This window comes from Microbacterium aurantiacum, from assembly GCF_002872075.1.
Taxonomy (GTDB): domain Bacteria; phylum Actinomycetota; class Actinomycetes; order Actinomycetales; family Microbacteriaceae; genus Microbacterium; species Microbacterium aurantiacum_A.
Window position 1 is genome coordinate 20,237 of sequence record NZ_PGGU01000018.1, and the last position, 13,777, is coordinate 34,013.

At 67.1% G+C, this 13,777-nt stretch carries 10 protein-coding genes; 2 read left to right on the forward strand and 8 right to left on the reverse strand.

Annotated elements, in window-relative coordinates; genetic code table 11:
* From CUR96_RS14580 to CUR96_RS14595, 4 genes are all read right to left on the reverse strand, one after another.
* The coding region (locus CUR96_RS14580) for an ABC transporter substrate-binding protein (protein ID WP_102194066.1) at window positions 1-1,720 on the reverse strand (1,720 nt) is incomplete at its 3' end.
* Between the two features lie 62 nt (window positions 1,721-1,782).
* Complete coding sequence (locus tag CUR96_RS14585) at window positions 1,783-3,531, reverse strand: extracellular solute-binding protein (protein WP_102194067.1); 1,749 nt, start codon at window positions 3,529-3,531, stop codon at window positions 1,783-1,785.
* Between the two features lie 31 nt (window positions 3,532-3,562).
* Window positions 3,563-4,483, reverse strand: coding sequence for a carbohydrate ABC transporter permease (locus tag CUR96_RS14590; RefSeq protein ID WP_102194068.1), 921 nt, complete (start codon window positions 4,481-4,483; stop codon window positions 3,563-3,565).
* 13 nt (window positions 4,484-4,496) lie between these two features.
* Window positions 4,497-5,498, reverse strand: a complete 1,002-nt coding sequence (locus CUR96_RS14595) for an ABC transporter permease (RefSeq protein ID WP_245861331.1) — start codon at window positions 5,496-5,498, stop codon at window positions 4,497-4,499.
* A gap of 229 nt (window positions 5,499-5,727) precedes the next feature.
* Here CUR96_RS14595 and CUR96_RS14600 point away from each other — a divergent pair, with 229 nt between their 5' ends.
* A complete protein-coding gene (locus CUR96_RS14600; RefSeq protein WP_102194069.1) occupies window positions 5,728-6,693 on the forward strand; it encodes an acetylxylan esterase in 966 nt (321 codons plus the stop codon).
* Between the two features lie 129 nt (window positions 6,694-6,822).
* Window positions 6,823-9,429, forward strand: coding sequence for a carbohydrate-binding protein (locus CUR96_RS14605; protein WP_180969054.1), 2,607 nt, complete (start codon window positions 6,823-6,825; stop codon window positions 9,427-9,429).
* A gap of 56 nt (window positions 9,430-9,485) precedes the next feature.
* Here CUR96_RS14605 and CUR96_RS14610 read toward each other — a convergent pair whose 3' ends face one another.
* The 4 genes from CUR96_RS14610 to CUR96_RS14625 are packed head-to-tail and all read right to left on the reverse strand — an operon-like array spanning window position 9,486 to window position 13,718.
* A complete protein-coding gene (locus tag CUR96_RS14610; RefSeq protein WP_102194071.1) occupies window positions 9,486-10,619 on the reverse strand; it encodes a bifunctional 2-methylcitrate synthase/citrate synthase in 1,134 nt (377 codons plus the stop codon).
* Window positions 10,620-10,621: 2 nt separating this feature from the next.
* Window positions 10,622-11,524 carry a methylisocitrate lyase gene (gene prpB / locus CUR96_RS14615; RefSeq protein WP_102194072.1) on the reverse strand — a complete coding sequence of 301 codons (903 nt, stop codon included), beginning with the start codon at window positions 11,522-11,524 and terminating at the stop codon, window positions 10,622-10,624.
* Complete coding sequence (locus tag CUR96_RS14620) at window positions 11,524-13,050, reverse strand: MmgE/PrpD family protein (protein ID WP_102194073.1); 1,527 nt, start codon at window positions 13,048-13,050, stop codon at window positions 11,524-11,526. Before CUR96_RS14620 ends, prpB begins: the two co-directional genes overlap by 1 nt.
* Window positions 13,047-13,718, reverse strand: a complete 672-nt coding sequence (locus tag CUR96_RS14625) for a GntR family transcriptional regulator (RefSeq protein ID WP_102194074.1) — start codon at window positions 13,716-13,718, stop codon at window positions 13,047-13,049. The genes CUR96_RS14620 and CUR96_RS14625 overlap by 4 nt, the downstream gene beginning before the upstream one ends.
* Window positions 13,719-13,777: the final 59 nt, after the last annotated feature.

Consider the following 13,777-nt stretch of genomic DNA (forward strand, 5'->3'; position numbering starts at 1 on the left):
GTGCCTTGTTCTGCGACTCGGCGTTCTCCATGTCGAACTCGAGCACCTTGTCGTACCCGAGACCGGCTGCCTGTTCCTGCAGCTCGGCCTTCAGCGACTCGAACTCGGCGTCATCGGCGGCGAACGCCATCTGCCACGAGTACTGGATGACCACGGCCTTGACCTGGTTGCGGAGCGTCTCGATCTCCGAGGGGTCGGCCGGGGCGGCGTAGCTCGCACCGGGGGCGACCAGCAGCTGGTCGTTCGTCTCCAGGTACTCCATCGTGGTGGCGGCTCCGCCCATCTTGGCCGACCAGTCAGCCGAGAGCGGCGTCTTCACGAGCTCCTGATACGAGGGCCACGCCTTGTAGCTGAACGGCAGCCCGGTCTCCTCGTCGATGTCGACCGGGAGGACGGCGGTGACGTTGAGCGCGGAGGCGCCGTCGGCATAGGTGCCGCCTCCCAGCTCGGCCGGAACCTGCGCCTCGCCGCTGATGAAGGCCTGCTTGCCCAGCTCGGTGAGCACCGGCTGACCGGAGTCGTCGAGATCCCAGGTCATTCCCTGGGGACCGGCGGCGCCCATGGTCTGGCTGTTGTTGGCGTAGGTGCCCTCGGCCGAGTACAGCCAGTCGATGAACGCCGCGATGCGCTCCGGGTCCTCGGCCTTGGAGCCGATCGCGATCACCGGCTTGCCGCCGAAGGCCTCGGCCCCGTAGGAGAAGATGTTGATGTCCTTGATCGGCGCGATCTCGAAGCCCTTGCCTGCCGCGGTGTTCGCATCGGTGTTGTAGGCGGCCTGACCGAGCCAGGGCCACCACGAGAACAGCACCTGGCCGTTCTGCACCTTCGACCACATGGTGTCGTAGTTCTGAGTGGTCGACTCGGGGTCGACGAGGCCGAGCTTGTTGGCCTCATGGTAGAACTTCAGCGTGCGCAGGTACTGGCCGTCATCGTCGAGGATGCCCTGGTAGTCCGAGCCGTCGGCCTTCGCCAGCACGAAGCCGAGCTCGTCGTAGCCGTAGAACGTGGTCGGCTGCTTGGCGGTGACCATCATGTTGCCGTCCCAGTCCTTGAACAGCGACAGCGCGTACACCTTGCCGCCGTTGGGGGCGGTCGGCTCGAGGTCCTGCATGTCCTTCAGCACCGGAAGGAGATCCTCGAGGGTGTTCAGCTCCGGGTAGCCGAGGGCCTTGTAGAGATCCCACCGCACGTACGGGCCGAAGGTCGGGTCGAGACCCTCGGACGGCTGGGTCGGCTTCAGTGACGAGACCGAGGTCGGGAAGGCGTAGACGCCGTCCTTCCCGTCGTTGAGGTGCTCGACGGCGGTGTCGAACTTCTCGACGTTGCTCATCGCCGGGTAGAACGGCGCGCTGTCCAGCACGAGCCCGCCCTGGACCAGCTCGTCGAGTTTCTCGCCCTTCTCCGTGATGATCATGTCGCCGAGATCACCCGCTGAGACGCGTGTGTTGTAGAGGGTGTCACCGCCGCCCGCGACGTTCGGGGCGATGATGTTCAGCTTCATGTTGAACTTCTTCTTCACGATGTCGGCGAACCAGCCCTCCTGGATCCCCATGTAGTTCGCGAGCCCGTCGAAGACGTCGATCGTGATCTCCTCGTCCCACTTCTCGGGGAACGAGGTGATGTTCTCCTGCTGCTGCGCGCCACCTCCGGTGCACGACGTCAGCAGACCGGCGGCGACGAGCGCCACAGCCGTGAGCGCTACCTTGCGCTTGAGTTTCATTGCTTTTCCTTTCGGGTAATGGATGTCGTGCTGAAATGCAGAGTGCCCTCAGCTCGGGGGCATCAGCCGAACTGCTCGGCGACCTTCTCGCGATCCGCGTTGCGCTGTTCAGCGCGCTCCATGTCGACTTCGAGCACCTTGTCGTAGCCCAGGCCCTTCGCGTCTTCCTGCATGTCGGCCTTCAGCTGGTCGAACTCGGCGTCCGTGCTGGCGAAGACCATCTTCCAGGAGTACTGGACGACGATCGGCTCGACCTGCTTGCGCAGGGTCTGGATCTCCGAGGAGTCCGTCGGAGTGGTGTAGCTGGCGCCGGTCGCAACGAGCAGCTGGTCGTTGTCCCTCAGGTAGTCCATGGTGGTCGGCGCCCCGCCCATCTGGGCTTTCCAGTCCTCCGAGAGCGGTGTCTCCACGAGCGCCTGGTACGACGGCCAGGACCTGTAGCTGAAGGGCAGGCCGGTCTCCTCATCGATGTCGGCCGGGAGCACCGCCGACACGTTCAGCTGAGATCCGCCGTCGACGAAGCTGCCACCGCCCCACTCCGCAGGAACCTCGGCATCGCCTTCGATGAAGACCTCCTGGCCGAGCTCGGTCAGCGCGGGCTGGCCGGAGTCATCCAGCTCCCAGGTGAGACCCTTCGGACCTGCGGCAGACATGACCTTGCCGTCGTTGGCGTGGCGCCCCTCGGGCGAGTACAGCCAGTCGATGAATGCCGCGATGCGCTCGGGGTCCTTCGCCTTCGAGCCGATCGCGAAGGTCTGCGCTCCGCCGTACACCTCGGCACCGAAAGTCAGCACGTCCATGTCCTTGAGCGGGGCGAGTGCGAAGCCCTTGCCGGCCTGGGTGTTGGCGTCGGCGTTGTAGGCCGACTGGCCGAGCCACGGCCACCAGGAGAACAGCACCTGCCCGTTCTGCACCTTCGAGAACATCGTGTCGTAGTTCTGCGTCGTCGACTCGGGGTCGATGAGGCCGAGCTTGTTGGCCTCGTGATAGAACTTCAGCGCGCGCAGGTACTCGCTGTCGTCGTCGAGGAGCGCCTGGTAGTCCGAACCATCAGCCTTGGCCACCGCGAAGCCCATGTCCTCATAGCCGTAGAACGCCTGGGGTTGCTTCGCTGTGACGATCCCGTTGCTGTCCCAGTCCTTGAACAGGGAAAGAGCGTAGACCTTGGCGCCGTTGGGGGCCGTTGGTTCTAGGTCCTGCATGGCCTTCAGCACCGGAAGGAGATCCTCGAGGGTGTTCAGCTCCGGATATCCGAGCTGCTTGTACAGATCCCAGCGGATGTACGGCCCGAATGACGGGTCGACTCCCCCATCGGGTTCGGTGGGCTTGATCGAGGACATCAGTGTCGGGAAGGCGAAGACGCCGTCCTTGCCGTCGTTGAGGTGCTCGACTGCGACGTCGAACTTCTCGACGTTGGTCATCGCCGGGTAGAACGGCGCACTGTCCATCACCAGGCCGCCTTGGACGAGCTCGTCGAGCTTCTGTCCCTTGCCGACGACGATGAGGTCGCCGAGGTTGCCGGCCGAGACACGTGTGTTGTAGAGGGTGTCGCCGCCGCCGGAGACGTTCGGGGCGATGAAGTTCAGCTTCATGTTGAATTTCTTCTCCACGAGATCGCCGAACCACCCCTCCTGAATGCCCATGTAGTTCGCGACCTCGTCGAAGACGTCGATCGTGATCTTCTCGTCCCATTTGTCCGGGAACTCGGTGATGGCCTCATGCTGCTGTGCGTCACCGCCGGTGCAGGACGTGAGCAGACCGGCGGCCACGAGCGCCACGGCTCCGAGCGCCACGTTGCGCTTGAGTCTCATTGCATTTCCTCTCTCGGATGCGGTGGTGCCGTCAGCCCTTGACGGCGCCCAGCATGATGCCCTTCACGAAGAAGCGCTGGAACAGGGGGTAGATGAAGATGATCGGCAGGACGACGAGCACCGAGACGGTCGTCCTGATCGACGTCGGTGTCTGAGTGGTCGCCGCGGTGATGATGTTCGTGAGGTTGCCGCCGGAGTTCTGAGCGGCCTGGGCCAGGCTGTTGGCCTGGTTGATGAACATGTAGAGCAGGTACTGCAAGGTGTACAGACTCTGATCGGTGATGTAGATCAACGTGTCCTGGAACGAGTTCCACTGGGCGACCGCCGAGAAGATCGCGACCGTCGCGAGGATCGGGGTCATGTTCGGCAGGAAGATGCGGAAGAAGATCTGCACGATGTTCGCGCCGTCCATCTCGGCCGCCTCCTGGAGCGATTCCGGCATCGCCTCGACGTACGTCTTCACCAGGATGATGAAGAACGGCTGCACGATGAACGGCAGCACGTACACCCAGAAGTTGTTGGTGAGGCCGAGCGTCTTCATCACGATGAACACCGGGATGAGACCGGCGCTGAAGTACATGGTGATGATGACGGAGCGGTACCAGAACTGGCGGCCCCACATCTTGCTCTGCGAGAACATGAACCCGAGGAATGCGGAGGCGAGCACCGCGGCGAAGGTGCCGATCGCCGTGCGGCCGATGCTGACGACGGCCGCCATCGGAAGGCCGTTCAGCTGCAGCACCTGTGCATAGTTCTCGAGGTGGACGTCGACCGGGAACCAGCGCACCTGCCCGAGGGCCGAGACGTCGTTGGCGCTGATCGAGTTGATGATCAGGAAGTAGAACGGGTACGCGCACAGGAATGCCAGCGCGATGAAGACCGTGTAGTTCGTCATCGCGAAGATGATGTCGCCACCGCTGCGACGGCGGACCCCGAAAGTGGTGCTGCTCATGGGTGTCTCCTTCTCAGACGATGGACTGGCCGCGGACGCGCTTGGCGATCCAGTTGACGGTGAGCAGGAGAGCGACGGAGATGATGCTCTTCAGCATCCCGATCGCGGTCGCCATCGACAGGCTGTTGCCCGTGATGCCGATGTTGTAGACGTACAGATCGAGGACCTGGATGCTCTCCTTGTTGAAGGCGTTCTGGAAGACGAAGTACTGCTCCATGCCGTTGTTGAGCATGTTCGCGACGGACAGCAGCAGCAGCACGAGGTACGTGGGCATGAGCTGCGGGATGGTGATGTACCTCATCAGCTGGAACCGTCCGGCGCCGTCGATCTTCGCCGACTCGTAGAGCGACTGGTCGATGCCGGCGATCGCGGCGAGGTAGATGATCGCGCCCCAACCGAGGCCCTTCCAGACGCTCCACAGCGTCATCGTGAGCCAGACGTTCTGATCGCTGTCGAGGAACTTGAGCGGTTGGGTGATGAGCCCCGCGTCGTTGAGCACGTTGTTGACCAGGCCCGAGCTGGAGAACAGCGAGAACGCGATCATGTAGACGAGCACCCACGAGATGAAGTTCGGGAGGGTGGTCAGAGTCTGCACGGCGTTGCGGAACCACGGCGCGCGCACCTCGTTGAGGAAGATCGCGAAGAACAGCGGGAGGATCGAGGTGGCGATGCCGAGGAAGCTGATGGCGAGGGTGTTCAGCAGCACCTGGCCGATCTGGGCCACCTGCGTCGGCGAGCTCACCAGGAGCTCGAACCACTGCAGTCCCACGAACTCGCTGCCGGAGAGCCCGAGGGCCGGCCGGTAGTCGAACAGCGAGTAGATCCAGCCGTACAGCGGGAAGTACGAGAACAGGAAGACCAGCACCAGAAACGGCACGATGCACAGGAACATGCCCATCGAGCGGCGGCCCCCCGCCTGCTGTCGCTGCCGGCGTCCGCGGCGGCGACGCGAGGAGGGGGAGTCCTTGATCACCACCGACTGAACGGCTGTGGTGTTCCCGATCGTCAGAGTCATGAGACGGCCAGCGCGGTCTCGGGATGCTTCGCAGAGGTCACGGCATCGGTCATCGGGGCTACTCACCTTTGGGTAGGAGACACTGTCACGTTGCAGCGGACGTCGGAGAGACGCTGTCGAAACGCTTCGACTTTGAGCGTAAACGCGAAGCGACAGGAGCGCAAGACCGAATATCGAAACGCTTCGCTGACGATGTCCGCCAACGGGGCCGTGCGCTAATGTGACCCCGGTGACCTTCACCGACCTTCCCCTGGACCAGCTCCGTTCGTTCCGGCCCGATGTCGCCGAGCCTGCGGATTTCGACGACTTCTGGGCGCGCACTCTCGCCGAATCGCGGGCGCTCGCGACTGCTCCGCAGCTGCAGCCCGTGGCCACTCCGATCACGCAGCTGATCGTCGAGGACCTCACCTTCAGCGGTTACGGCGGCGAGCCCATCCGCGCCTGGATCACCCGGCCGCACTCGGATTCCCCTCTGCCCACCGTCGTCGAGTACATCGGCTACAACGGAGGGCGGGGCGTTCCTGGCGAGCGTCTGCAGTGGGCGGCGGCCGGTTACGTGCACGTGCTGATGGACACCCGGGGCCAGGGCAGCGGTTGGGGAACGGGCGGCGACACCCCCGACCCGCACGGCTCGGACGGCTCGGTCCCCGGGTTCATGACCCGCGGCATCCGCAGCCCCGAGACCTACTTCTACCGCCGCGTGTTCACCGACGCCGCTCTGCTGATCGACGCGGCGGCCCAGCTGCCGTTCGTCGACGCGCGTCGCATCAGCGTGACCGGCGGCAGCCAGGGCGGCGGCATCAGCCTGGCCGCGGCCGCGCTCCACCCCGGCGTGAGCACGGCGATGCCCGACGTTCCGTTCCTCTGCCACTTCCGCCGCTCGGTGGAACTGACCCCTGAGCATCCGTTCAAGGAGATCGAGCGCTACCTGGCCGTGCGCCGCGGCACGGTGGACGAGGTGTTCGCGACCCTGTCGTACTTCGACGGGGTGAACTTCGCGCGTCGCATCTCGGCGCCGGTGCTGTTCTCCGTGGCACTGATGGATGCCGTCGTGCTTCCATCGAGCGTCTTCGCGGCGTTCAATCACTGCGGCTCTGCGGATGCCGAGATCGAGGTCTACGAGTTCAACGGCCACGAGGGCGGCCAGAGCGTGCAGTGGCTGCGCCAGGCGGAATGGCTCACCGCTCGCCTCTGAGCTCGCCGTACGGGTCAGTCGTCACACGCCGCAATCCGGCTCTTGTGATATTCGAAGCGCTTCGATAAAGTCGCGGCGGGCCGTGCGGTCCGCCATCGACACGAAGGAGTGCGAATGTTGCAGGTCAGGATGAGAACCACGACGGCGGTCCTCGCCGCGGGGGCGATGATCGCCTCGGGGGCGGTGGTGAGCGGGCCCGCTTCAGCGAGCACGCCGGAACAGACCGGTCCCGAGTACGACTGGTCGAACGTCGAGATATCCGGCGGCGGCTATGTGCCCGGCATCATCTACAACCCGACGGAAGAGGGGCTGGTGTACGCGCGCACCGACATCGGCGGCGCGTACCGCCTCGATCGGGACGCCGACCGCTGGGTGCCCCTTCTCGACCACGTCGGATGGGACGACTGGAACCGGCTCGGCGTCCTGAGCCTCGCCACCGACCCGGTCGACACCGCCCGAGTGTATGCCGCGGTCGGCATGTACACGAACGACTGGGACCCGAACAACGGTGCCGTGCTTCGCTCCGGTGACGCCGGCGAGACCTGGCAGGCGACGCCGCTGCCGTTCAAGGTCGGCGGCAACATGCCGGGACGCGGAATCAGCGAGCGCCTGCAGATCGACCCGAACGACAACGACGTGCTGTACTTCGGTGCCGAACAGCGACAGGGGCTCTGGCGCTCGACGGATGCCGGGGTGAGCTTCCAGCGCGTGGAGAGCTTCCCGAACGTGGGCGATTTCGCTCCCGATCCCGCCTCCGAGAACTCGTACCTCACATCCGAGCTCGGCGTGCTGTGGACCGCGTTCGACGCGGCATCCTCGCCTGCGGGCACCGCGACGTCCACGATCTTCACCGCCGTCGCCGACAAGGAGCACATCCTCTACCGCTCCGACGACGCCGGTGCGACCTGGGCCGAGGTCGAGGGAGCCCCGACCGGATTCCTGCCCCAGCGCGGCGTGATCGACGAGAGCGGTCGATTCCTGTACATCACGACCACCGACACCAGCGGTCCCTACGACGGCTCCGACGGCGAGGTGTGGCGATACGGGATCGACACCGGCACGTGGACCGACATCACCCCCACGCAGCGCCCCGCCGGCGGCGACTTCGGCTTCGGCGGCCTCACCGTCGACCGGAGTGACCCGGACACGATCATGGTCGCCTCGCAGATCCAGTGGTGGCCCGACATCCTGATCTTCCGCAGCACGGACCGGGGCGAGACCTGGTCGCCGATCTGGGACTACGTCACCGGCGGCGACGGCGCCGTCTCGTTCGACCGCCGCTACGAGCAGTCCATCGACGGCGTGCCGTGGCTCGCGTTCGGCAAGGAGGTCAGCGAGCCGGTCCCGGGGAGCGAGCCGACGCCGAAGCTCGGCTGGATGGTGTCGTCCCTCGAGATCGACCCGCACAACTCCGACGAGCTCATGTACGGCACCGGCGCGACGATCTACCGCGCCGACGACCTCACCGCCTGGGATGAGCCCGGCGGGACGATTCACCTCGCTCCGTCCGCCGACGGCATTGAGGAGACGTCCATCCAGGGTCTGGCCGCCCCGCTCGGCGACGTCGACCTCGTCTCGGCGATGGGCGACCTCGGCGGCTTCGTGCACGACGACATCGGCACCATCACGAACACGTTCCAAGCCCCGTACTTCGGGGGCGGAACGTCTGTGGACGCGGCGGGCCTGGCCGAGGGCGTCATCGCCCGTGTCGGCACCGACGGCACCGGCGCCCACATCGCCGCGTTCTCGAGCGACGGCGGCGACACCTGGGCCTCCTCTCCCGCGGTCCCCGGCTCGACCGGCGGCGGCAACGTCGCCGTGACGGCCGACGGCGGCGGAGCGGTCTGGGCGCCGGCGAGTGCCGCACCGCAGGTCACCCGGGATGCGGGCGCGACCTGGGCCTCGGTCTCGGGGCTGCCCGCCGGGGCGAGGGTCGAGGCCGATCGCGTCGATCGTGACATCGTCTACGGTTTCGCAGCCGGCACCTTCTACCGTTCCGAGGACGGCGGATCGAGCTTCACGGCCGTGAACGCGGCGACGCTCCCCGCCAAGGGGAACGTGCGCCTCGGCGCGATGCCGGGACATGTCGGAGACATCTGGCTCGCCGGCGGAGACCCGGAGGGCGCCTACGGCATGTGGCGCTCGACCGACCGCGGCGGCACCTGGCAACGAGTCGATGGTTTCGACCAGGCGGACACGGTGGGCTTCGGAAAGGCCGCACCGGGCGAGACCCGTCCCGCGATCTACTCCGCCGCTCGTCGCGACGGAGTGCGCGGCGTCTTCCGGTCGACCGACGGCGGCGAGACCTGGATCCGCATCAACGACGACGACCACCAGTGGGGCTATCTCGGCGCCGACATCGAAGGGGATCCCGACGTGTTCGGCCGGGTCTACGTCGCGACGAACGGCCGCGGCATCGTGGTCGGGAATGACAGCGCCCCCGTTGAGACCGCCGCCTGGAGCTCCTCGGCGACGTACACCGCGGGAGACCTGGTCTCCTTCGACGGATCGACGTGGATCGCCTCGTGGTGGAGCCGCAAGGACGTGCCGGGCGCGAAGCGGGGTCCGTGGCAGGAGATCGTCACGCTGCCGAGCGGCGTCGCGCAGTGGACGCTGACACGGACCTTCGTCGCCGGCGATATCGCCGAGCACGACGGCCGGCTCTGGCGCGCCAAGTGGTGGTCTCGCGGAGACCTCCCCGGCGCGAAGCACGGCGCGTGGGAGCGCGCCGACTGACCGACCGACGCGCCGTCCGGCTTCGAGCCGGGCGGCGCGTCAGACGGCGATGCGCCTCAAACGGCGATGTGCCGTTCGGCGACGCCGTTGTAAGCGGAGAGCGGGCGGATGAGCGCGTTCGCCCCGGCCTGCTCGATGATGTGCGCGGTCCACCCGGTCACCCGCGCCGCGACGAACAGTGGCGTGAAGGTGAGGGTGTCGAAGCCGATCAGGTTGTACGCCGGACCCGACGGGTAGTCGAGGTTCGGGTAGATCCCCTTGCGGGCGACGAACTCCCGCTCGAGGGTGTCGTAGAGGTCCGCGACGTCGGCGCGGTCGTAGTGCTCGACGAGGGTGTCGAGTGCCGACTTCATCGTGGGCACCCGCGAGTCGCCGCTCTTGTAGACCCGGTGCCCGAAGCCCATGATCTTGCGCTTCTCCGCGAGTGCCGTGTCGAGCCAGGGCTTGACGTTCTCCGCAGAGCCGATCTCGTCGAAGATGTGCAGCACGGCCTCGTTGGCGCCGCCGTGCAGGGGGCCCTTGAGCGCGCCGATCGCACCGACGACCGCCGAGTACAGGTCGCTGAGCGTCGAGGTGATCACCCGGGCGGTGAATGTCGACGCGTTGAAGGAGTGCTCCGCGTACAGGATCATCGAACGGTTGAACGCGTCGACGACGACCGGGTCCGGCATCTCCCCGAAGGCCATCCACAGGAAGTTCGCGGAGTAGTCGAGATCGTCGCGCGGAGCGATCGGCTCCTCTCCGCGGCGACGGCGCTGGCCGTACGCGACGATCGCGGGCAGGGCGGCGAACAGACGGATGCTCCGCGCCAGATTGTCCTCGGGACTCCCGCCGGCGTCGAGCACGGATCCGCCCGCCGCCGGATCGGTCGCGCCGAGCAGGCTGACCGCGGTGCGGACCTCATCCATCGGGTGCGCTTCGAGCGGCACGAGGTCGACCACGGCCTTCACCTCGTCGACGAGGGCGCGGTGTTCACGCTCCTCCGTGCGGAACGCCGCCAGCTGCTCCGCGGACGGCAGTTCACCGTGCCACAGCAGGTATGCGACGGCCTCGAACGGCTGGGTCGCCGCGAGTTCCTGCACCGGGTAGCCGCGGTAGAGCAGGCTGTTCGTGTCGGGGTTGACCTTCGAGATCGCCGTCGTGTCGACGACGACGCCGGCGAGGCCCTTCTTGATATCCGGGTCGGTCATGGTCACTCCTTCGAGATGGTGAAGTTGAAGACGCCGGAGTCGAAGTGGTTGTACGACTCGTAGTCGATGAGGTCGTAGAGATCGGCGCGGTGCTGCATCTCGCCGAGCCTGCTGGTCAGGTGTCCTTCGTCGTTCAGCGTATCGAGTGCACGGCCGGCCGCCCCCATGGCGATCCTCAACAGCGACACCGGCCAGATGACGATGCTGACCCCGGCGTCCTGCAGCTGCGCGGTGGAGAACAGCTCGCTCTTGCCGAACTCGGTCATGTTCGCGAGGATCGGCACGTCGAGCGCATCGGCCATCGCCTCGAACTCGGCGAGATCGCGCATCGCCTCCGGGAAGATCGCGTCGGCGCCGGCATCCACCAGCGCCTTCGCGCGGTCGATCGCAGCATCCAGCCCCTCGACCGCACGGATGTCGGTGCGCGCCATGATCAGGAAGTTCGGGTCCCGGCGGGCATCGGCGGCGGCGCGGATGCGCTTGGCCGCCGTGTTCTCGTCGACGACGCTCTTGCCGTCGAGGTGACCGCAGCGCTTCGGGTTGACCTGGTCCTCGATGTGAGCGCCGGCGAGCCCTGCGTCCTCGAGCTCCTGGATCGTGCGGGCCACGTTCATCGGCTCGCCGAAGCCGGTGTCGGCGTCGACGATCGACGGAAGGTCGGTCATCCGCGCGATCTGCTTCGCCCGGCCGGCGACCTCGGTGAGGGTGGTGAGCCCGATGTCGGGCAGGCCCAGATCGGCGGCGAGCACGGCGCCCGAGATGTAGACGCCGTCGAAGCCCTTCTGCTCGATGAGTCGCGCGGAGAGCGGATTGAACGCGCCGGGGAACTGCAGCAGGTCACCGCCCGCGAGACGCTCGCGGAACAGCCGCCGCTTCTCGGCGGGCGTGACGCTGGAGTACAGCATCAGAACAGCCCCTTCGGAGCATCCGCCGCGTCCAGCAGCCCGGGTTTCGCGATGATCGACAGCTCCGCCACCTCGGCGGCGGTGAGTTCGGGCAGACGCTGCACCAGCGCGAGGAAGCGCTCGATCTCGGCCGGCTCGAGCACGGGATCGGCGAGGATGCGGAACTTCGCGATGTAGTTCTCGCGGGCGAACGGCCCCGCCCCCAGTGGGTGCGCGTCGGCGACCGCGATCTCGTCGACGACGGTGCTGCCGTCGGCGAGGCGGATCTCGACGCGGCCCCCGAACGCCTTCTCCGCGGGGTCCTCGGAGTGGTAGCGGCGCGTCCACTCGGCATCCTCCGCCGTGGTGATCTTGTGCCAGAGCGCGACGGTGTCTGGCCGGCCCGCACGCTCGGGCGTGTAGGAATCGACGTGGTGCCAGCCGCCGTCCTGCAGGGCGACGGCGAAAATGTAGGGCACCGAGTGGTCCAGGGTCTCGCGCGATGCCGTCGGGTCGTACTTCTGCGGGTCGTTCGCCCCGGAGCCGATCACGTTGTGGGTGTGGTGGCTGGTGTGGATGACGATGGAATCGATGTTCGCCGGGTCCCGCAGGGCCGGGTTCTCGGTGCCGAGCCGGCGGGCGAGATCGATCAGCGCCTGCGCCTGGTACTCCGCCGAGTGCTCCTTCGTGTACGAGTCGAGGATCGCGCGCTTCGGCTCGCCGGGGGCGGGCAGCGGCACCTGATAGGAGGCGTCCTTGCCGTCCAGCATCCAGGCGATGACGCCGTCCTCCCCTTCGTAGATGGGAGACGGCGAGGTCTGGCCGCGCATCGCCCGGTCGACGGCCTCGACCGCCATCTTGCCGGCGAACGCCGGGGCATGCGCCTTCCAGGTGGAGATCTCGCCCTTGCGGCTCTGCCGGGTGGCGGTGGTGGTGTGCAGCGCCTGGCCGACGGCCTGGTAGATCGTGGCGACGTCGAGTCCGAGCAGGGTCCCGATACCGGCGGCGGCCGACGGGCCGAGGTGCGCGACGTGGTCGATCTTGTGCGCGTGCAGGCAGATCGCGCGCACGAGGTCCATCTGGATCTCATAGCCGGTCGCGATGCCGCGCACGAGCGCGCGCCCGTCGGATCCGACGTGCTGCGCGACGGCGAGGATCGGCGGGATGTTGTCGCCCGGATGCGAGTACTCGGCCGCGAGGAAGGTGTCGTGGTAGTCGAGTTCGCGCACGGCGACACCGTTCGCCCAGGCCGCCCACTCCGGGCTGGTGCGGTGATCGAGGGCGGCGCCGAACACGGTCGCGCCGGCCCCGCCCGTGGACACCGGGTGGCTGAACGCCTGCGCGCGGGCCGCGTTGATCGGGGCACGGGTGAGGGATGCCGCGGCTACCGAGGCGTTGTCGATGATCCGGTTGATGATCATGTCGACGACGGCGGGCTCGACCTCGACCGGGTCTGCGGCGACCTCGGCGATCTTCCAGGCGAGCTGGTCTTCGCGCTCGAGGGTCTCGGAGCTGGGGTAGACGCGGACGTGGTGGTTGAGGGTCATTTCGTTCCTTCGTTGGTGCTGGAGGCGAGCGAATCGAGGATGCTGGTGAGCGCGTTGTGCAGGTGCACGTGCGTGGCGTGGGCGGCGAGGTCGCCGTCGCGTGCGGCGAGCGCCTCGGCGATGACCCGGTGTTCGGCCGCGGATGCTGCGAGCCGTGCCGGCTTGTCGCGGGCCATTCGCCGGACCCGCACGAGGTGAGTGCGCACCGTGCGCAGCGCCGAGGAGATGTAGTCGTTGGCGACGGCCGCGTCGAGCGCGGCGTCGAAGCGGGCGATGAGCGCGTAGTAGTCGTCGCGACCCGCTGCGGCGCCGAGGTCGACGTGCGCGAACTCGCGGGCGAGTTCCGCGAACGATGCGGAGTCGCCACGGGCGGCGGCGAGGCGGGCAGAGCTCTCCTCCAGCGCCCGGCGGATCTCGAAGAGGGCGCGGATGTCGTCGGCATCCAGATCGGCGACGACCGTGACCCTCGGCGACTGCTGCACGACGAGGCCGTCGGCGGCGAGGCGGCGCAGCGCCTCGCGCATCGGCGTGCGACTGATACCGAGGCGGGCTGCCTGTTCGACCTCGCCGAGCACGAGCCCAGATGGCAGGGATCCCGACTGGATGCCGTCCAGCAGATCCGCATAGGCGCGATCACTCGCCGTGGTGCGGTCGGGGGCGAGAGTCATGGGTTCAGTGTATACATAAGCTGCACATCACGGCATCGGATCATCCGCTTGCGCACTTC